Origin of the sequence: Stutzerimonas stutzeri (assembly GCF_000590475.1) — a bacterium.
Lineage (GTDB): Bacteria > Pseudomonadota > Gammaproteobacteria > Pseudomonadales > Pseudomonadaceae > Stutzerimonas > Stutzerimonas stutzeri_D.
In genome coordinates, this window is record NZ_CP007441.1 from 2,729,741 (window position 1) to 2,750,452 (window position 20,712).

16 protein-coding genes and 2 pseudogenes are annotated in these 20,712 nt (G+C 54.6%); 13 read left to right on the forward strand and 5 right to left on the reverse strand.

What is annotated here, in order from left to right:
- Positions 1-302 precede the first annotated feature (302 nt).
- The 6 genes from CH92_RS12520 (at position 303) to CH92_RS12545 (ending at position 7,261) form a co-directional block, all read left to right on the forward strand.
- Complete coding sequence (locus tag CH92_RS12520) at positions 303-1,559, forward strand: hypothetical protein (RefSeq protein WP_025242113.1); 1,257 nt, start codon at positions 303-305, stop codon at positions 1,557-1,559.
- A complete protein-coding gene (locus tag CH92_RS12525; RefSeq protein ID WP_025242114.1) occupies positions 1,519-2,403 on the forward strand; it encodes a glycosyltransferase family 2 protein in 885 nt (294 codons plus the stop codon). The genes CH92_RS12520 and CH92_RS12525 overlap by 41 nt, the downstream gene beginning before the upstream one ends.
- The gene (locus tag CH92_RS12530) at positions 2,393-3,154 is read left to right on the forward strand and encodes a WecB/TagA/CpsF family glycosyltransferase (RefSeq protein WP_025242115.1); all 762 of its coding nucleotides are present in this window, start codon (positions 2,393-2,395) and stop codon (positions 3,152-3,154) included. The genes CH92_RS12525 and CH92_RS12530 overlap by 11 nt, the downstream gene beginning before the upstream one ends.
- 169 nt (positions 3,155-3,323) lie before the next feature.
- Positions 3,324-4,355 carry a GDP-mannose 4,6-dehydratase gene (gmd, locus tag CH92_RS12535; protein ID WP_025242116.1) on the forward strand — a complete coding sequence of 344 codons (1,032 nt, stop codon included), beginning with the start codon at positions 3,324-3,326 and terminating at the stop codon, positions 4,353-4,355.
- Between the two features lie 308 nt (positions 4,356-4,663).
- A complete protein-coding gene (locus CH92_RS12540) occupies positions 4,664-5,578 on the forward strand; it encodes a GDP-mannose 4,6-dehydratase (protein WP_038623000.1) in 915 nt (304 codons plus the stop codon).
- A 594-nt stretch (positions 5,579-6,172) separates the two neighbouring features.
- Entirely contained in the window at positions 6,173-7,261 is a 1,089-nt protein-coding gene (locus tag CH92_RS12545) for a polysaccharide biosynthesis/export family protein (RefSeq protein WP_025242118.1), read from the forward strand.
- 249 nt (positions 7,262-7,510) lie between these two features.
- Here CH92_RS12545 and CH92_RS21865 read toward each other — a convergent pair whose 3' ends face one another.
- On the reverse strand, positions 7,511-7,699 hold the full coding sequence (locus tag CH92_RS21865; protein WP_025242119.1) for a hypothetical protein: 189 nt from the start codon (positions 7,697-7,699) through the stop codon (positions 7,511-7,513).
- Between the two features lie 160 nt (positions 7,700-7,859).
- Positions 7,860-8,006: pseudogene (locus CH92_RS22295) on the reverse strand (helix-turn-helix domain-containing protein); the annotation flags it as partial.
- 184 nt (positions 8,007-8,190) lie between these two features.
- On the opposite strand from CH92_RS22295, the gene CH92_RS12555 reads away from it, so the two are divergent.
- The 5 genes from CH92_RS12555 (at position 8,191) to CH92_RS12575 (ending at position 13,897) form a co-directional block, all read left to right on the forward strand.
- The gene (locus CH92_RS12555) at positions 8,191-9,252 is read left to right on the forward strand and encodes a TRAP transporter substrate-binding protein (protein WP_025242120.1); all 1,062 of its coding nucleotides are present in this window, start codon (positions 8,191-8,193) and stop codon (positions 9,250-9,252) included.
- A gap of 42 nt (positions 9,253-9,294) precedes the next feature.
- A complete protein-coding gene (locus tag CH92_RS12560; protein ID WP_025242121.1) occupies positions 9,295-9,822 on the forward strand; it encodes a TRAP transporter small permease in 528 nt (175 codons plus the stop codon).
- Complete coding sequence (locus CH92_RS12565) at positions 9,819-11,141, forward strand: TRAP transporter large permease (protein ID WP_025242122.1); 1,323 nt, start codon at positions 9,819-9,821, stop codon at positions 11,139-11,141. The genes CH92_RS12560 and CH92_RS12565 overlap by 4 nt, the downstream gene beginning before the upstream one ends.
- Before the next feature lie 603 nt (positions 11,142-11,744).
- Positions 11,745-12,929 carry a 4-hydroxybenzoate 3-monooxygenase gene (gene pobA / locus CH92_RS12570; RefSeq protein WP_025242123.1) on the forward strand — a complete coding sequence of 395 codons (1,185 nt, stop codon included), beginning with the start codon at positions 11,745-11,747 and terminating at the stop codon, positions 12,927-12,929.
- A 65-nt stretch (positions 12,930-12,994) separates the two neighbouring features.
- Positions 12,995-13,897: a helix-turn-helix domain-containing protein gene (locus tag CH92_RS12575; RefSeq protein WP_025242124.1), complete on the forward strand. Its 903-nt coding sequence runs from the start codon at positions 12,995-12,997 to the stop codon at positions 13,895-13,897.
- A 447-nt stretch (positions 13,898-14,344) separates the two neighbouring features.
- Here the strand turns inward: CH92_RS12575 and CH92_RS12580 are convergent, their stop codons facing one another.
- Complete coding sequence (locus CH92_RS12580) at positions 14,345-14,632, reverse strand: LysR substrate-binding domain-containing protein (RefSeq protein ID WP_080690001.1); 288 nt, start codon at positions 14,630-14,632, stop codon at positions 14,345-14,347.
- Between the two features lie 598 nt (positions 14,633-15,230).
- Here CH92_RS12580 and CH92_RS12585 point away from each other — a divergent pair.
- Positions 15,231-16,577 (forward strand): tyrosine-type recombinase/integrase, encoded by a 1,347-nt coding sequence (locus tag CH92_RS12585; protein ID WP_025242127.1) that lies wholly within the window; start codon positions 15,231-15,233, stop codon positions 16,575-16,577.
- Positions 16,578-17,264: 687 nt separating this feature from the next.
- Here the strand turns inward: CH92_RS12585 and CH92_RS21660 are convergent.
- On the reverse strand, positions 17,265-18,368 hold the full coding sequence (locus CH92_RS21660) for a YagK/YfjJ domain-containing protein (RefSeq protein WP_080690002.1): 1,104 nt from the start codon (positions 18,366-18,368) through the stop codon (positions 17,265-17,267).
- 294 nt (positions 18,369-18,662) lie between these two features.
- Positions 18,663-18,881, reverse strand: a complete 219-nt coding sequence (locus tag CH92_RS21665) for an AlpA family phage regulatory protein (RefSeq protein WP_080690003.1) — start codon at positions 18,879-18,881, stop codon at positions 18,663-18,665.
- An 806-nt stretch (positions 18,882-19,687) separates the two neighbouring features.
- On the opposite strand from CH92_RS21665, the pseudogene CH92_RS12590 reads away from it, so the two are divergent.
- Positions 19,688-20,655 (forward strand): annotated as a pseudogene (locus CH92_RS12590) (DUF932 domain-containing protein).
- Positions 20,656-20,712: the final 57 nt, after the last annotated feature.

Consider the following 20,712-nt stretch of genomic DNA (forward strand, 5'->3'; position numbering starts at 1 on the left):
TGTTGTGATGGCGGTCAGAATTTTTGGCGAAACCTGAAAATCACACGCAACCCAACCACTAACAGATTGTCCAACGTTTCGACCGAGCATCAGCGGGTGAATGCGAGCGGAACTCAGAATGATCTGACGGCTATCGAAAACGTCTGGTTACCGACGCGCTGCCGAGATTTGAATTGACACACCCGCAAACACAGATACGTAGGACGACGCATCGACGGCATCGGTACGACAGCGTTCAGTGGCTTGAGTTTGTTGGGGCGTAGTTGATCTGGACAATGGAAAAGCACCTAAGGACTCAGGTGATGACAAACATCAGCTCAAGATTCTTTTATTTACCCGTGACGGTGTTGGCGCTCGTTTTGCATTTCTCCGTCTTCGGCGACAGCACGCACAACCCGATCGGAATAAAATTTCTCAACGAAGCTTATTTGGCGGTTTGTCTGGGTGCGTCATTGCTCCTCATACTCGCAGCCGCAGAAGATGCGTCCAGAGAACTGCGCGTTTTAATGTACTACGCCTTATACAGTGTTCTGGTATTTACCGTTCTGCCGGCGATATTTTCGTTCTATACCTTCGGACAACCCATTGCTTATGGGCTTATCGAAGAGCGAAGAATCCTGTTCGCTTTTGGCTTCGCACCTCTTTTATTACTCGCAAAAAAGCTGACAACCCGACAGTTCGAGCACTCGCTCTTGTGTGCGGCACTGCTAGCAGTATTCCTGTCTTGGTGCTTCAAGTTCGGCCTGCTGCCTGATCTGCGTACAGAACAAACGGCCTGGGACCGCCCAGATCGTTCGTCCATAGGCCCATTTCTGATTTGCTTTGTCTATTTCTACTGCATTCAGACTTGGGCGAAAGGAAAATCCCCAATCAGTGGAGAAAATCGATCACGCAACCTTTACCTCATAATGGCTGCGATACTCCTCATGACACTGGTTTTTGCAACACAAACTCGCCAGCTCATTGTGCTTTGCCTTGCGTTCACAATTTTCTGTCTAAGGGCAAAGGCCATCATTTGGGCCGCCTCGTTATGCATTCTCTTATCCCCTTTCTATTTCTATCCAGAGCTTCTCAAAACACTGGGATTGAACATCGAGTTCTATCAAAACAGTCTTGAAGGCGATGTTGACGACGGCGTGCGCCCCTACACCATCGCTGCCATATTCAATCATCTGGACTTGGTCAACTGGCTCCCCAGTGGCTCACTGTCGCTGATGTGGCAGGATGGGTTCATCCCCTATTTTGGCGAACATTTTTTTCTGTCGGACGTAGGAATCATCGGAACCATGTTTCGCTTCGGGTTTCTGACCTTCCTGGTTGTGCCAATGTCGCTGTTTATTTATCAGCGCATTGCCCGCAACATAAACCCGGACATGGGCTTCAACTACGCGGTCATGCTGGCACTCTTCGTAATATGGCCGCTCAGCGGCCTATTCGAATATGCGCAACCGATCGTTGTCATGCTTTTCGTTGTACATGCTTTACGCGCACGCCATCTTCGCAGCAAGGAACGAGTACATGAACGTCGCACTTATTCTCAACTACAAAGCTGCTACTGAAACTATCAGCTGCGCAGAAAGCCTGCTCACTCATTGCTCGACAATCGACCATATTGTCATTGTTGACAATGATTCCCAGGATGGGTCAGCTCTTGCCTTTCAGCAATGGCTGGATGAAAAGGCGTATGCGAAGGTAACGTTGCTTTGCAATCCGGAAAATAACGGCTATGCGGGTGGCAACAATTATGGCCTGCGCTGGGCGATGGAACATCTCCAACCCACCTACTTCTGGGTCGTTAATAACGATACCTATGTCGACAGTGATGCCTTCTCGCCATTACTCGAAGCGTTGCAGCGTAACAACCGCCAGTTTGTCGGTTCACTCGTATTGAGCGCAGACTCTGGACGACTGGAGTGTTACGGAGGTGGAAAACTGTATCCAATCTTGGGCAAGGCACGCCTGCTCGGAAAGGACCAAAGCCTCGAAGCTTTAAAGCAGCAGGTCCATCAACATGCCCCGGACTACATAATGGGCTGTAGCCTCGCATTTTCAGCAGCGCTGACCGAAGAAATCGGTCTGATGGATGAAAGCTACTTTATGTATTTCGAAGAAGTGGATTGGCAGTATCGCGCTAGACGCTTCGGCATCTCGATCAAGGTAATCCCGGAAAGCCGTCTGTTCCACTATGGCTCCCTTAGCTTGGGAAACCGCTCGGCTTTCTACCATTACTATCGCAACCGCGCGGCAACTCGTTTCAATAAGCGATTCTATGGACCGCTCTTCGCGCTCACTTCCGCGTTCTTGCTTTCAGCTGTTACAACGATAAAGGAATTCAGAAATCCCACCCTCGCCTGGTCGGGTATCAAGGGCGCTTTCAAGGGAGTAGCAATGAGTGTCAAGTGATACTAATGCGTTCGGAATAGACTTCTACTCCGGCAATAAGAAGACGTTATTGACCTACATCCGAGAGGGCGTCAAACAGCCCTATTCGTTTGTAGTAACGCCAAACGTAGATCACCTCGTTCAATTGGAGCATGACGAAGAGCTGCGAGATGCCTACGCCAAAGCGCGTTGGAGGCTCTGTGACAGCCGTATTCTGCTATCGCTGCTGGGACGGCTGGGCGTGCATCTGGACGAGGCCATTCCTGGTAGCGATCTAACCCTGGACATCCTCAGATGGGCCGACAAGGATCGCTTGCGCGTCGTTCTGATCGGTTCGTTACACTCGGAAGCCGACAAGCTTCGGGCACTCTATCCCGGCATCGATCTGTATCACTACAACCCACCGATGGGTTTCATCAAAAAGCCCGAAGAAGTGCAGCGCTGCCTACAGTTCGTCCGAGAAAATCCATCGGAACTGGTTTTGTATGCTGTAGGGACACCACGAGGGGAAGTTCTGGCTGCAGCGACTCAGTCTCATGAACGCTCGGGCATGGGCTTTTGTATTGGCGCCTCCATTTCCTTTGCGACGGGCACAATCAAGCGCGCGCCAAAATGGATGCGCGAATACAAGCTCGAGTGGCTGCATCGCATGTGCATGGAGCCCCGCAGATTGGCCAAACGTTATTGGATCGATGCACTTTATATCGTGCCCGCTTTTCTACGAGAAAAAAGCTCCAGGCAAAAAGCCAGCCCGGCAAAACAGGAGTCGTGATCGAATATCGACGGCTGCCAAAGGGCATATCACCGTCGTTCCGTTACGTTTGTTAATCAGTTGGTTGGTAACTAACGAAACAGGCTATCGAATAATGCTTCGCTGCTGCTTTCCAGCCAGTAGCGGAGCAAAGGCAATTCTGAAAATCTAACCTCAAACAGGGAAGAAAATGAAAGCGATCATCACGGGCATCACAGGGCAAGACGGCGCTTATCTGGCAGAGCTTCTGCTAGAAAAAGGCTACACCGTATATGGAACTTTTCGGCGTACCAGCTCGGTCAATTTCTGGCGAATTGAAGAGTTGGGTATCGACAAACACCCCAATCTGCATCTCGTTGAATACGACCTCACCGACCTGTCGTCCAGCATTCGATTACTTGAGACCAGCGGTGCAACGGAGGTGTACAACCTCGCTGCGCAGAGTTTCGTAGGGGTTTCATTCGAGCAACCGTTGACCACGCTGGACATCACTGGCGCAGGCGCTGTGAACCTGTTGGAAGCCATTCGTATCGTCAACCCAAAGATTCGCTATTACCAGGCGTCTACCTCGGAAATGTTCGGTAAGGTCCAAGCCATTCCGCAGGTGGAAACCACGCCTTTCTACCCTCGCAGCCCCTATGGCGTCGCGAAGCTCTATGCGCACTGGATGACTATCAACTACCGGGAGTCGTACGACATTTTTGGTTGCAGCGGCATCCTGTTCAACCACGAATCGCCTCTACGCGGCCGAGAGTTCGTGACCCGGAAAATTACCGATTCAGTGGCCAAGATCAAACTGGGCCAGCTGGATGTGCTCGAACTGGGCAACATCGACGCAAAGCGTGATTGGGGCTATGCCAAGGAATACGTCGAAGGAATGTGGCGCATGCTGCAGGCAGAGGAGCCTGACGTTTTCGTACTGGCGACCAACCGCACTGAAACCGTGCGTGACTTCGTGACCCTGGCATTCAAGGCAGTTGATACCGAACTGCAATGGGAAGGCAGCGGCGAGCAAGAGCAGGCCATCGACACGGCGACGGGCAAGGTCGTTATGCGAGTCAATCCGAAGTTCTACCGTCCGGCAGAAGTCGACCTGTTGATCGGCGATCCACAAAAGGCCAAAGACGTGCTGGGCTGGGTACCCAAGACTTCCCTGGAACAGCTGTGCCGCATGATGGTCGACGCCGATCTGCGCCGCAATCAGCAGGGTTTTTCGTTCTAAGGAAGATTGATCGATCACTGGATGTGAGCGTACCGGATGCCCTACATGGAGTACCGGCACACTCCGTCGGATAAACACGCAGGGCACTCGGCCTGTTCTCTGAGTTCGTCTTCCCCTGAACTACGGCCAACTCGTTTATCCCGGTGATTCGCGGTCAGCGCTGGTCGAACTGATCAGCAGCAATAGGCGCTGTTCGAGCAGCGCCTTGTAATCGGCCAGCCGACCGTAACTTGGACGCAACATCCCATGCTTATACCCGGGACAGACCGCTCCGCTGAAAATTGGAATTTCATCCTATCGGGAAGAACATGCGTAAAGTGCTGATTACCGGCGTCACCGGTTTCACGGGACGCTATATGGCGGAAGAATTCGCAGCCCACGGCTACGAGGTCCATGGCCTCAGCTATCGCCAGCCTGTCAGCGAACTGCCTGTGGCGGTTTCAGCCATTCATTGCTGCTCGCTGAACGACACCGAGACGCTACGAACCCTGTTGATGGAAATACGGCCAAGCTATGTCGTTCATTTGGCTGCGGTGTCGTTCGTCGCACATACCGACGCGGACGCGATCTACAACGCCAACCTGCTCGGCACCCGTCATCTGCTCGAAGCGCTACGCACAACAGCAACCTGTCTTGAAGGCGTGCTTCTGGCCAGCAGTGCGAATGTGTATGGGAACGCTACCGAAGGCGTCCTGGACGAGTCTTCACCTCTTGCCCCGGCCAATGATTACGCGGTGAGCAAAGCGGCGATGGAGCTCTTGGCGCGGCTGTACTACGGACGATTGCCGTTGATTATCAGCAGGCCATTCAATTACACGGGAATCGGTCAGGCTGAGCAATTCCTTATTCCAAAGATCGTTGCGCATACGCGTCGTCGCGCAGACGTCATTGAGCTGGGAAACCTGGATATCGCCCGGGACTTCTGCGATGTCCGCCAGGTTGTGCAAGCCTATCGGCGTCTACTGGAGACTCCCGCCGCGATCGGCGAAACGGTCAATATCTGCTCAGGCTCGGCGTATACGCTTGAATATGTTCTTGAGCAGGCGGCAGCCATATCCGGACATCGTATGGAGGTCAGGGTTAATCCCTCCTTCGTACGCAGCGCCGATGTGAAAAATCTGTTCGGCTGCAGAACCAAGTTGGACACGCTTATCGGCGACCTGCCTGAGATCGAGCTAAAAGAAACGTTGCGCTGGATGATCGAACAGCCATTCACGAATTAATACTTGATCGATATCAGCAGCGTCGCCATAAATCACGGCGGCATCGCGATTGGTCCAAAAGGCCGTGAAACTATTCTTTGTTTATTTATTTCGGCGCACCGATACAGGTACCGAACAGCCCGCGACGCTGCCAAAAGCGTTATTTGCACCGTTGCCTGGACGCGTGACGAAATCAAGTTCAGGCTGCAAATTATCAAATCCCCCGTTCTAGACGCGCTCTACCGCCTCACACCGCAGCCTCCTCTATATCGATGCTGGATTTGTGCTCATCATCTTGAACCCCCGAGAAACGGAGCGGTCTATGGCTACTGTGAGCGACAAGCGCCTGTAGCCGTTTCGTGAAAAGCGCTAATCAGCTTGAGTAAAACCTCATCAGTGGCTTTCCCGAACAGGTCTCATGTCGAGACAAGAAGTATTACTTCCAGAGCTTTGCGGTAGCGACACCAGGAGAAGCAGATATTGATTCGTTCTTGCTCTTTCGAAAAGACACCGCCGGTTGTCTATGGACGAATCAATTTCGCTCATTCCTTCAGCTAAAAGTGAATCCGCTGTTTCACTTCGTAAAAACAACTATTCCGTCAAGGATGAAGAACTATGAAACCATTATTTGCTCTCGCTTTCTCTTCCGTGCTGGTGCTTCAGGGATGTGTGTTTGCGCCCGGCCAATACCTTGATCCGGATGAATTCAAGGACGGCGCGGAATCAGAAGACGGTACCGTACAGCTTATTCGCATCACTCCCGACATGCTCAAGGGCGAGCTGTCCTCGGACAGGGGCACTTCCAGCAAGCAGGAACTGATCGACTACAAACCGGAGGCGTACCGTATCGGCGCCAACGATCTTCTCTATATCACCGTATGGGATCACCCAGAGCTGACAGCGCCGTCCGGTCCGCAGCAGCAACTCGATGCCAACGGCCGCCTGGTTCGCCCTGATGGCACCCTCTTCTACCCCTATATCGGCACCGTCAATGCTGCAGGCCGTACGATTGAAGAACTGCGAATCGATATCGCGCGCCGCCTCGCCAATTACATCGACAGCCCACAGGTAGACGTCAGCCTGCTGCGCTATGGTAGCCAGCGCATCGTGCTTTCCGGCGCATTCAATACCGCCGGTGAAATACCGGTAACCACCGCACCGATGACCATCGTGCAGGCGATCAGCCAGGCGGGTGTCAACACCGATACTGCCGATCTCTCCGGCCTGATGCTCAAGCGCGGCGGCCGTGAGTACATGCTGAACCTCGACGACCTGAACCGCCCGGACTCCTGGCTGCATCAGGTTTATCTGAAGGACGGCGACCAACTGCACCTGCCCTATAACGATCAGAAGAAAATCTACGTGCTGGGTGAAGTCACGAATCCACAGGCACTGAGCTTTAAAACAACTAGCTACAACCTTATGGATGCCATCGGCACCGCGGGCGGTATTCGCCAGGAAACCGCGGACGGTGAAGCGGTATATGTGATTCGCGGCGCGGAGAACATTGCCACCGAGCAGGCCAAGGTTTTTCAGCTGAACGCCCAGTCCCCAACTGCCTTCGCCTTGGCTAAGAGCTTCCCGCTCCAGCCGCAGGACGTGGTGTTCGTGGGGCCAGCCGGGATCACCCGTTGGAACCGCTTCATCAGCCAGCTGCTGCCGTCGGCATCGTTCGTTGGAACCGGTGCAGCATTCAACCGTTAATGACGTGAAAAACATCAGGTCCAGCGAGGCCTGATGAACTGAACCGCAGCCAGCCCCATGGGCGGCTGCGGTTTTTTATGTCCGGGTCTGAGTCCAGCAGTTGCTCATGTCCACATACAAAAGGCTTCGCCCCACGCGGCGAGCCTCCGTGCAATCTCCCGTTACCCGCCAGCCCCTTCGCTAGATACAGGTTTGCGTTCCGGCCACGCGCCGAAAGGCAATCACCGCTAAGGGAAAGACGGTGACCGACTATTCGGTGGGGATAGTCGGATCATCTTCAAACATGTCGATGTCTTCATCGCTGAGCTCCGTCTCTTCAGGCTCTGACATCGGGGTGTCGTTGATAGTGGCTCCGTCCGGGTCTCCGGGTAGGGGCGCAGCTGCGTCAGGATCGTTAGCGGCCAGCACGCCCGAAGCCATCATTGATTTAACTTGCATACATCACCTCGCGTCGAGGCCCCAATGGCCTCTGAAAATTCGAACGATGAAGCTGCGATTGGTGCTGAACCATCAGTCGGAACAGCGAAGCGCGCGTGATAGGGCTAATCGGCCATGCTGGCCAGCCCTGCCGTGATTTGCCGTTCGGGTAGCTGGGTGATTTAACACGCAACCGAGCCCTATGTGACTCATGTACTGCCTGGATGCGGAATGCGTGTTGAATCAGGGTGCGACGCGACACGTCTACCGGCCAGGCTTCGCCCAGCACGCGTATCAATGCGAACAGCACAGGACGCCTGACCAGTGATTGGAAGCTGACGGATAAAAGAAACGGCAAGGATGGCGTTCGATAATCGCACAGTAAGCGGAATGGCTGATTGATTGAGCAGACGGGAGCTTGCACGATTCGTCGGCGATACGATCTGCTGTCTTTCGAGCATGTCCTCGAGACACGCTGTTCGAACATAACAATGAATAAAAAGGATGACGTGATGCTCAAGCTCCCCAAACTGCTGCTGTCCATGTTTACGCTCGGGTCCCTCATGGCGAATGGCGCGGCCCAGGCCGACGAATCAGTAGTCACGCTGAAACTGGCCCACTTCCTTCCGGCGCATTCGGTGACCCAGGCGCAATTTCTCGAACCTTGGGCGCAGCGCATCACTCAACAGTCCAACGGACGCATTCAGTTCCAGTTCTATCCCTCGATGCAGCTCGGCGGCACACCGCCGCAGTTGGTCGATCAGGTACGCGATGGGGTTGCCGATATCGTCTGGACCTTGCCGGGCTATAGCAGCGGCCGCTTTCCGCTCACCGCGGCGTTCGAACTACCCTTCATGAGCAGCTCCTCGGAAGCCAGTAGCCAGGCCATGTGGGACTTCATTCAGAAACATGGACAGGACGAGTTCGCCGACATGCATCTGCTGGCCACGCACCTGACTGACGGCGCCCTGGTGCACACCACGAAAAAGCCCATTCATACGCTGAAGGATTTCCGCGGCCAGAAGCTGCGCGCAGCCAACCGCACTGCCGCCAAGACCATCGGCCTGCTCGGCGCCACGCCTGTAGCGATGCCCGTCCCGCAGGTTCCCGAGGCCCTGTCCAAAGGCGTTGTGGATGGTGCGGTGCTGCCATGGGACGTAGTGCCGGCGCTCAAACTGCACGAACTGGTCAAGTACCACACCGAGACCGCTGCTGGCACGCCGGCGCTGATGCACACCGCGCTAATCGTCGGGATGAATAAGGACACCTACAACAAGCTCCCCGCTGACCTAAAGCAGGTTATCGATGCCAACAGTGGTCGCGAACTCTCTCGCGAGGCAGGACGCATTTGGGACAACCAAGTGGTCGAAACGGGCCATAAGCTCGCTCAGTCGCGCAATAACGAAATCTACGTACTGCCTCCGGAAGAACAGACCAAATGGATGGAAACCACCAGTCAGGTCAGTGAAGACTGGATCAAAGACGTTGAAAGCAAGGGTTACGAGAACGGCAAGGCGCTGTTGGACGAAGCCCGCCAACTGATTGAACAATACAACGCAAAGCTACCCCGCTGATACACGGGCAGTGCCAATGCGGTACTGCCCTGGAGATTTACCATGAGTGAACCCGTACTCCAGGCTCCAGCCGTGCCTGAAGGTGCGTTCGGCCGCCTGCTCGATGTCCTTTCCCGTCTGCTGGCCTTCCTCGGCGGCCTGCTGCTGGTGGCCATGACCCTGATGGCGACTTACAGCATTGCCATGCGCGCGCTGTTCGACGAGCCGCTGCTCGGCGACGTCGAGCTGGTGCAGATGGGCTGCGGCATCGCCATCGTCTTCTTCCTGCCGCTGTGCCAGCTGCGCCGCGGCAATGTCATCGTCGATGTTTTCACCTTGCATGCCTCGGCGCAGGTGCGCAATGGACTCGATGCCCTGGGCGGCCTGCTGATGGCCCTGGCCGCAGCACTGCTGGCCTGGCGGTCACTGGTGGGCATGCTCGATGCCTACAGCACCGGTGAGGAGTCGATCATCATGGGCGTGCCGATCTGGTGGTCGATGACCGCCTTCGCGCCTGGTTTTGCGTTGCTGGCGCTGGTGGCCCTGTACACCGCCTGGCAGGATTTTCGTGGTGAGGGTAAACCCGCATGAGCAGTGTTGAAATCGGCGGACTTTTCCTCGCCATCCTTCTCGTCCTACTGGTGGTGCGCATCCCGATCGCCATCGCCATGCTGCTGACCGGCGTCGGCGGCTACGTCGCCATCAGTGGCTGGGCGCCCCTGCTGAGCTACATCAAGACCGTCGCCTACGGTCGATTCACCGTTTATGACCTGTCGGTCATTCCGCTTTTTCTGCTGATGGGCCAATTTGCCTCGCGGGGTGGGCTCGCGTCCGGCCTGTTCCGCTCCGCAGCGGCAATGATCGGCCACTGGCGCGGTGGCCTGGCAATGGCCGCGATAGGCTCTTGTGCCGCTTTTGGCGCAGTTTGCGGTTCTTCGATTGCCACCGCAGCCACCATGGGCCAGGTCGCGCTGCCCGAGCTGAAAAAGTACAACTATTCCGGCTCGCTGGCGGTCGGTAGCCTGGCCGCTGGCGGCACACTGGGCATACTCATTCCGCCTTCGGTGGTGCTGGTGATCTACGCCATCCTGGCCCAGGAAAACATCTCGGCGCTGTTCATGGCCGCCTTCATTCCCGGCGTGCTGGCTGCAATCGGCTACATGATCGCGATCGCCATTTACGTACGCATGAACCCCGACGCAGGGCCCGCCCAACCGCGCATGACCTGGCGTGAACGTCTTGCCGCGCAGAAAGGCGTGTGGCCGGTTTTCCTCATCTTCGTTCTGGTTCTGGGCGGTATTTATAGCGGCTGGTTCACTCCAACCGAGGCAGCCGCGATTGGCACCGTGGGCACCGGCTTCTTCGCCGTGGTGCTGGGCGGCATGCGCTGGGCCGGCTTCAAGGAAGTGCTCTACGGCACCGCGGTGACTACCGGCATGATCTTCATGATCCTGCTGGGCGCCGACATCATGAATTCCTTCCTGGCCGTCTCCCAGTTGCCTGTGGCGCTGGCCGAAGCCATCACCAACAGCGGCGTCGGGCCCTTCGTGGTGCTCGCGGGGATCCTTATCCTGTACCTGATCCTCGGCTGCGTGATGGACACCATGTCGATGATCCTGCTGACCATCCCGATCTTCTTCCCGCTGATCATGGGCCTGGATTTCTACGGCCTGGACCAGACCGAAAAGGCTATCTGGTTCGGCATCCTGGCGCTGATGGTGGTGGAAATCGGCATGATCACCCCGCCGGTGGGCATGAACGTCTACGTGATCAGCAGTATGGCCCGCGACGTGAGCTTGCGCGACGCCTTCCGCGGCGTGGTGCCTTTTCTCATCTCCGACATCGTTCGCGTGGTGATCCTGGTGCTGTTCCCGTCGATCACCCTGTGCCTGGTGCGGTGGCTGTCATGACCTCGACCGGCTAATCGAATTGCCGCCTGCGGCGGCTGCATCACTCCCCTGCGCTTTCGAATTCCGCAACGGCGATGGGGAGCCCTTAACCTTCACACCGCGACAATGAGCGACTGCAGGGAACGGGCCGCAAAACCGAACTGGTCACAACCATCCAAAACGGTCCGGCGAAGACCTCAAGATCAAGTGGCGCTCACGAGATCTGGAGGAGAACTGGCTGATCTTCATCCGCTGTCTATCTTTTAAAGCTGGGCTCGATTGCTCCCGTTGTACGCGCCCTCTCCTGCGCGCGCTTACTCGGCCCAACAGATGACGGGCTTTTTATGGAGACGGCTACCGGAACACCCATGGCTGGTACTTCCTGCATCATGCGACGCTAGGCGCCATAGATAATCGCAACCGACGGAGCGCAATCACCAATCCCAGCTGCGGCCAGAGTCGGCTAGGCATAGGGCGAGTCTGGCCGATTACCGAACGCAGTTTATAAAAGTCCAAGTTAAAGCCGAGTACCGCCATTAACTTGGCCCTCCGGTGCGGCAAGAATGTAGGTCATCTCGAATCTATAGGCGCAACACGCCACGAACAACAAACGAGAGGCCATTCATGAAAACCAGTGTTGCCATCATCGGCGCCGGGCCTTCCGGCCTGTTACTCGGCCAACTTCTGCACAAGGCCGGGATTTCCAATGTGATCATCGAACGCCAGAGCGCGACCTACGTGCTGAGCCGCATCCGTGCCGGCGTGCTTGAACAGGGCATGGTCGATCTGATGCGCGAGGCTGGTGTAGCCGAGCGCATGGACCGTGAAGGAATTGTCCATGAAGGCGTCGAGCTGGCCTTTGCCGGACGGCGCGAACGGATCGATCTAAAAGCCCTTACGGGTGGCGATACGGTCATGGTCTACGGCCAGACCGAGGTCACCCGTGACCTGATGGATGCCCGTGGTGACAGCGGCGCTCCAGCTTTTTACGAAGCGAGCGACGTGCAGCTGCATGATCTGAAGTCCGATGCGCCCTATGTCACCTTCACGTATAGCGGCGAACAGCTGCGTCTGGACTGCGACTACGTCGCCGGATGCGACGGCTTCCACGGTGTATCGCGCAAGACCATCCCCGCACAGTCCTTGGAAATCTTCGAGCGGGTCTACCCGTTCGGCTGGCTGGGGCTGCTCAGCGATACGCCTCCGGTCCATGAGGAGTTGATCTACGCCAACCATGAGCGCGGATTTGCCCTGTGCAGCATGCGCTCCACCACCCGCTCGCGCTATTACCTCCAGGTAGGTCTGGAAGAACAGGTGGAGGACTGGTCGGATGAGCGTTTCTGGGACGAGCTCAAGTGCCGTCTGCCTGAAGACGTCGCCACTCAATTGGTGACAGGCCCGTCGCTGGAAAAGAGCATCGCCCCGCTGCGTAGCTTCGTGACCGAACCCATGCAATATGGTCGGTTGTTCCTCGTCGGCGACGCCGCGCACATTGTCCCGCCCACTGGCGCGAAAGGATTGAACCTCGCGGCAAGCGATGTCAGCACGCTGTACCGAATCCTTTGCAAGGTATTCCAGGAAGGTCGACGTGATCTCGTTAACCGCTATTCACCGATCTGCCTGCGACGCGTATGGAAGGCCGAACGCTTCTCCTGGTGGATGACTTCGTTACTGCATCGTTTCCCGGATACTGATGGTTTCAGTCAACGTATCCAGCAGAGCGAGTTGGACTACTACACCAGTACCGTCGCCGGGCTGACCACCATTGCGGAAAACTACGTAGGCCTGCCCTACGAGCCGGTCGACTAATGCTGGCAGGCTGGGCAATGCCGACAGGCGGTGCTAGCGTTAATGCTTTGCGCAGAGGCCACGCGATGGAAGCCCGTCCGGTGAACGTTCCGGTGTTCAAGCTCTACGGAGATCGACTCGAATGGACCACGCCGGACCTGCTGCATTGCGAATCGATCCCCGAGCGCAGTCGCCTGCACGACTGGGAAATCAAGCCCCACCGTCATAGCGATCTGGTGCAACTGCTGTACGTTCGCAGCGGCTGGGCCATGATCGAGATCGAGGGTGCGCAGACTCGGCTGGAACATCCGGCGATTCAGGTAGTGCCTCCCATGTGCATCCACGGCTTCCATTTTTCCGATCGAGTAGAGGGCTACGTCATTACCTTGGCGGCTCCGTTGGCCGGCCTGCTCGATGCACAGCTTGATGCGCCACAGCCCATTCTCGCTACGCCCGGCCTCTACCCCATTGGCGAGGATCTGCAATATCTCGACGGGCTTTTCGAAGCCATCAATCGAGAATACCTTTATCCAGCCCCAGCACGTGAACTGCAGCTCCACTCGCTAATCGGCCTGGTAGGCACCTGGTTGAGGCGACAAGCACATGATCGGCAGCGGCAGGAGCGTCCATTGCCCGGACAGGATTATCTGCAGGCATTCTCTGCGTTGGTCGAGGCGCATTTCCGCGAACAACTGTCCATCGAACAGTATGCCTACCGTATAGGCATAACGCCTGCACACCTGAACAATGTGACGCGCCGGTTCGCCGGTTGTACCGCGCAGCAGGTGGTGCATCAGCGGCTGCTGCTCGAAGCAAAACGACAATTGATCTACACCGCGCTCAGTGCCAAACAGATCGCCGAAGGTCTCGGATTTTCTGAGGCAGCTTACTTTTCCCGATTCTTCAAACGCCTCATGGGACTATCGCCCCAGACGTTCCGCAATCAGGATCGGGCTGGGCCGTCCCCATCGGATTCAGGTGGACTCTGAACGCTGGCCCAGCGCTGGGTTAGTCCATTGATGCTCGCGATTGCGGTACCGCTATGGCGACGGTTGCCTGCCTTGGCTCCACTTAGGTTTGTGATAACGACGCGAAGTAATCCTTCAGCGCTGTCGCCGTAACGCGAACCTTCGCCGGTTCCCTGTCGCACCTGGCGGTGAGCATCGTAAGTGGATAGCTGTCAAAGCGCAGCTTCGGCAGCACCCTAGCCAGAATCCCGTGCTCAACTGCTAAGCGCACATCTGCATGTACAAGCGGGCAATGCCCATCCCTTGTTCGCACATCTGCCGCAAGGCTACCTGATTGGTGGTTGGTACGCGCCTGAAGCACGATCCGCTCAGCCTTCCCGTTCACTTGGCTCCATTCAAGTGGAAAGGTTGGTATCGCTGCGCCCGCCACATCAGAGGCTGACGTGGGGCGCTCCCTGAAATCACGCATCAGCGCGAGCCAGTGGTGGTCTTCCAGATCGCGGGCGAATCCGGCATTCCCTGACGCGCCAGATAGCTCGTGGACGCGTAAAGCAACGTGTCCATCTCGCACAGCTTACGCCCTATCCAGCTGGAATCGCGGAGCTCGCCGACGCGCAGGGCAATGTCGATCCACGAATCGAATATATCGATCAGAGCGTCATCGACGATCAGACTCAGACGAAGTCGCGGCCAGTCCGCCAACACCGGTGCCAACGCTGGCGCGAGATAGGCGCCGAAGCGAAGCGGTGCAGAAATCCTTAGCTCACCGTCGGGCGCATCTCGAGCCGGTCCAACGACGCGGCTGCAACTGCCGGGCCATCAGCAGGATGTTGGCTTCGGTGACGGGCGAGTCGACCAGTAGGTACTGGTCGGCTCGCTAGCATTCAGCTTATGCAGGCGCATGGTGGGATCCTCGGAGCGTTTGAGAAAGCGAGGAAGACGTCGGCGCCATCGTGAGGAGTTCTGCGACAGGCCAAACTGAATGAAGTCCGGGAAGGAATGGGGCAAAAATGTAGGTGGGGCAAAAAATGCCGCAAAATTCGGCGGCGCTCAAAAACCATCAGACATAAAAAAATCCAGTCGCCGTTAAGTGACTGGATTTTCTAAGGTTTTTGGTCGGGACGGAGTGATTCGAACACTCTACCCCTTGCACCCCATACAGGTAATAACCTGTCTGAGCAGTTCCAAGCTAATCCGAAGCGGCTCCCCTAACCCCTTGATGCTACTGGCTTTCAGCCAGTTTCTCGTCCAAACTAGCCCAAAGCGATTCGAATCAAGCCGATCTCATTTGGCAACGAATTGGCAACCAGACGATCGCAATTGGCAACCAATTGGCAACGGGGAACTCGACCTAATGGCCAAGATTACAGATCGCCAGATGACTGGCAAACCCGGACTAAGCGACAAATGGTTGAGCGAAGTAGCTATATGGGGTCACGGGAGCCTCGTGGCTCGCATCACGCCAAGCGGTGAACGCCTCTTTTACTTTCGCTATACCAATAGTCGCGGTGAGCGAGTGACCCTCCCCTTCGGTACCTACAGCCGAGATGGGAGCGAGGGCACCATGACGCTCGCCGAAGCCGGGCAACGGGCTAAAGAGCTTGCCGGAATTCACAAGTCGGGCACCAAGGATATAAAAGAACACCTCGAGGCAGAGGAAGCCTCGCGTATTGCAGCTCGCGACGCCGAGCTTGCAAGAGCTGCCGCTGAAAAAGCTGCTATTGCAGAGGCAAACGCTCGACTAGCAGCCAGGAAAACAGTCCAAGATCTGTTTGACCGCTGGGCAAAGGTTGACCTTATCAATCGCAAAGATGGCGGGGATGAGGTTCGCCGCATGTTCAAAAAGGACGTCCTGCCATTTCTGGGAGAGTTGCCTCTGGAAGATGTGAAAAAAGGGCACATCACTGGAGTCACCGATGCATTGCTCGCCCGCGGCGTCAACCGCATGGCTAAGATGATCTTCAGTCTAATGCGTCAGATGTTTAGGTTCGCTGTGGATCGGGACATGATTGACCATGATCCAACTGCAAGCATCCGCAAAGCCAAGATCGGAGGGAAAGACACGGAGCGGGACAGAGTTCTCAATGAAGATGAAATCCGAACATTGGCCAGGCTTGCCCCCGAGGCTGGCTTGCTTCCGTCAACTGAGGCCGCTATCTGGATAGCCCTCTCGACTTGCTGTCGCATCGGAGAGCTGATGAACGCCCGTTGGAACAACATCGACCTAAAAGCAGGCAGGTGGCTCATACCTGCTGAAGATAGCAAAAATGGCAAAGCCCATACCGTGACACTCTCGAAATTTGCGACCGCGCAGTTTGAGATAGTTGAATCACTAAGCGGTGATAGCGAATGGTGTTATCCCAATAGCACAAACACGGGTCCAGTCTGCTCCAAAACGGTGACCAAGCAACTCGGCGACAGGCAGCGACGCCCAGATATAGGCATTATGAGCAATCGCAGCGCAAAGGCACAGGCCCTATTACTACCAGGTGGAAAATGGACACCCCATGACCTTCGTCGTACTGGTGCAACACTGATGACAGCTCTAGGCGTATTACCAGAAGTAGCAGAGCGGTGCCTTAACCACACCGAAGAAAACAAGGTCAAGCGGACATATCAAAGACACAACTATTCAAAAGAAATGGCTCATGCCTGGGAGGTGCTTGGCGATAAAATATCAGACCTGAAACATATTAACTAGGTTAAAGCATGTCAATTTCAAATATTGAACTCTCTGAGTTCCTCATCCATGCAAAGCAACAGAATAAACACTTGTTTAGCTCCAAGTTCCCCGAAATGGATTACGACAAAGTAATTGTGGAGCCCGGGGCACGAAAAATCGAAAACGAATGTATTGAAACTACACAACAGGAAATCGATTCACTGTTTCGAACACAGCAACCATGGAACATCTGCTTAGAGCTAATAAAAGGATCCTATGTCATACTGAAGCAGATCGAAGGATTCATAGAAAAAGGACCTAAGGGTTCCAGACGATATCATCCCATACATTGAGTACTTATTAAGGCTGGCTGGCACCCCATATTACCACCCGCTGTACCATGAGCTTGGCCAGCAAAAATTCATAGCGTCAACCGGCGGAAAGGCGCGCTCACACATTTACCACCCAGCAAAACAGGAGGCAGCAAGACTCTTTGAATCATGCAAACCTGCCAACGGCTGGATGAGCATCGCCCAAGCCATTGACGAAATAGATAAAAAATTGTACGAATTCATAAGGGCGCAGAGGATACCGCTGAAACAGGCAGCACTTCCGGAAACCCTGCGAAGGTGGACGAGGAAAGATACAGAACTTAGATCAGCTCTGGAGAAAACCTTATCCACCGAGGCCCGCACGCGAATTGGAATTTTATAATAACCACTGATATCACAACGTTACCTTAGGTTTGGCAGCGCTTTTTCGTGGCCTGCCTTTCCTTACTGAGCCAACCTTTGGTAATTCGCCTCGACCAAAGCATCGCCCTCCACCGTCAAGAGCAATCTTGATATAGACATCTTGCTTAGTTAAATATGTCGCAGCCTTTAAAAGGCTTTCTCGCTTCTCAAGCTCACCATGGTTTATCATTCCTATCCCGCAAGACCTGTAAGCTGATTTTTTAGAGTTACAATTAAAATATACACCCTTCCCAAGCGTAACATTTTCCTGCCAAATCTCTCCAATCAACCTTCCTAACGAAACATCCTCTCTTCTTTTTGCGCCATCTAAAAATACCATCACATGATAATGATAAGACTTGGAAATACCGAACTCTAACTTCCAGCAATAACCAACCAAATCCCCCTTAGGAAATAACTTTTTTAGCTCCTTGAAAAATTCCTCTCTGTGCTCTTTCGCCTGAGCATAGCTAACATCCCCACCATTTCTTTTGGTTCTTGCTTCATACCCTAGATCCACCCTAACAACAAGCAGCCTAGACTTCGAATCAAAGAGAGCATTTATATACTTAACAATGCTTCTGCGATTCTTGTTTGAGGAACGATTATGCTGGCTGATTTCGCTCTTAAAATTGTCACTAGATACTACTTTTTTAAGATCCTCGATCATTTTGCTCAATGATTCGGCAACGCAACACACATCTTCGCTCGGGTATCCAGAAACTCCTGGATCACAGTATTTCTGCCGAAAGGCTATTGAGCACCTGAAAAAAGCTTCGACATGAGGACTAAACCTATGAAGTGGATAATGATATCTCATCCATTCTTCTCGCCATATAAATTTCAGAATATCCCGCCCTAAAACATCGTAAACTAAATATTTATTCCAACCTTTCGTTTGTATTTTGAATACTTCCTGACCATGTGCTACCACTTCCTTTACCAAGCGCTCTAATCTTACCAGATGAGCACAGACAGTCCTTTCTGGACAGACATAGACGTAACCACCTTCAAAGTAATCGTAGCAACCATCATGAAGCCCTTCGATTACACCCTCCCTGCTCCATTCACATGCCTTGCTTGTTTTATCACTCATTTATTAACAGCCTCTTTCGTTAGCTTTACGACAGGCATTGAGTGCCTGTCGTTATTACTCAGTGCTTACGCCTAAAAGTATGAATTCACATATACTCAGACTCAAGAAGACGAACTGACTCATAGTAGCCAAACAAGCAACTCTCAAATTAATTAATTAATAACAAATAAACCAATATTCGACATTAAGGAAACCTCCTTAAGGCAAGCCATTCGACAACAAACAGCACCACAACCCTAAAGCACAAAACTTAAATCACAGCAAATAGTTAGGCTCGCAGCGAGTGCGATTTAGTCATACAGATCCCTTCACACGCTTATTTATCCACTCATTGATACTTTCTTCTAGCCATCCAACCGCATAGGCGCCTAGCTTCGCCGGTTTTGGGAACTCAGGATCATATCGAGGGGACCTCTCGTTAATTCGGTCATAGATAGTTGACCTCGAAAGTCCCACACGTTCTTGAACCTGCTTAACTCTAAGAATTCTCATCTGCGAGTTCCTCTGATCCATGGTCGCTGCTCCTCTTCGTGTGCAAAAGCTGATGGGGCCGGACTATAGAAACCGGCCGGGGAGATGTCTTTACGTGTGCTTCGTGTAAAAAAATACTGAAAGCAAGCACACCAACGTGGGCGCTCTAGATTGGGGTCTACAGGCGTAACCGGGACTCGTACCGCCGACTCGATCCAGCCTACTGGAGGGCCCGCCAGCAGCGCCCAGGAACTAACTTTTGCTTGGAAAGGTACCAACTTAAAAAGCGGAGGAAGCGTCTAGCTGCGGCTGGTGCACGCCGTCCAGCCCCCCGTATCCGGATAGGCTCAGTGAGGATAGCGATGCGCATTAAAAAATATTTCAGACCTGTATTACTCATTGGCAGCCGGGCAATACATACCCGCACGCCCAATGACTATTAAAGGAGCTTAGATAATGAGTATTTGCTGTCCTTCCTGCGGTTCTCTTCGAGTGGTTGCACGTAATCAGGGCCGGAAGATCGGAGGTGCTATTGGTGCCGTTGGCGGCACAGCCAGCGGAGCTGCCGGAGCTATGGCAGGAGCACAGAGTGGCGCACTAATCGGAGCTTTCGCTGGGCCTATAGGAATTACTATCGGCAGTCTGGCCGGCGCAATTCTAGGCGGTCTGGCCGGCGGGACTGCCGGAGGACTAGCCGGGGCGAAGATGGGTGAGGAGTTCGACTCACATGTACTCGACAACTATGAGTGTCATCACTGCGGTATTGCTTTTTCGCAAACAGAGTATTGATTCCGCTTAGCCTTGGTGATTGGACGCTATTACATATGTTTGCTTAGTAAGGAAATATCATGGCTCATCTCATAGAACAAATGGCCTATGTCGGTGCTACCCCGTGGCATGGACTGGGCAACAACCTTCCGCAAAAACAACCTATCGAGGTCTGGCAACGTGAAGCCGGTATGGACTGGCGGATCCTGGAAAGCCCCGTTCATTTCAAGTCGGATTCCATCGGCCATCTGGGCACCATTCATTCCTTCCCTGAGCAGAAGGTGCTGTTCCGCTCGGACACCAAAGCCCCGCTTTCGGTGGTCTCCCAGCGTTATCACACCGTGCAGCCACGCGAGGTACTGGAGTTCTACCGGGATCTCACCGAGGTCTCTGGCTACGAGCTGGAAACCGCTGGCGTGCTCAAGGGTGGTCGCAAGTTCTGGGCGCTCGCACGCACCGGCAAGGCACGGCGATCAAGGGTAACGACCAGGTCAACGGCTACCTACTGTTGGCTACGTCGTGCGACGGCACCTTGGCCACCACCGCAACGCCGACCACGGTGCGTGTCGTGTGCAACAACACCCTGACCATCGCTCTGGACGGCACCAGCCGAGCGATCAAGGTGCCGCACAACACTCGCTTCGATCCGAATCTGGTGAAGAAGCAGCTCGGTATAGCAGTCTCGCAATGGGACGACTTCATGTATCGCATGCGCCATCTGGCTGAACGCAAGGTGCAGTGGCATGAAGCAATGGGCTTCTTTATGAACGTCATGTGCGAGGTCAGTCCGACCGGCCAGCTTCCTGAACAGCTACCCAACGAGCGCGCCCTACGCAAGGTTCAGGAGCTGTACGAAGGCCGTGGCCGGGGCAGTCAGCTGGAATCGGCCAAAGGCACCGCCTGGGGCTTGCTTAATGCCGTGACCGAATACGTAGATCACGAGCGGCGTGCACGCAGCACCGAATACCGGCTGGATTCTGCCTGGTTCGGCCAAGGCGCGCAGATCAAGCAACGCGCCCTGGATGCAGCGCTGCAACTCGCCGCCTAACCCGTCACCCCACCTCAACCGTATCGCCCGGTCAGCTTCGCGCTGGCTGGGCGTTTT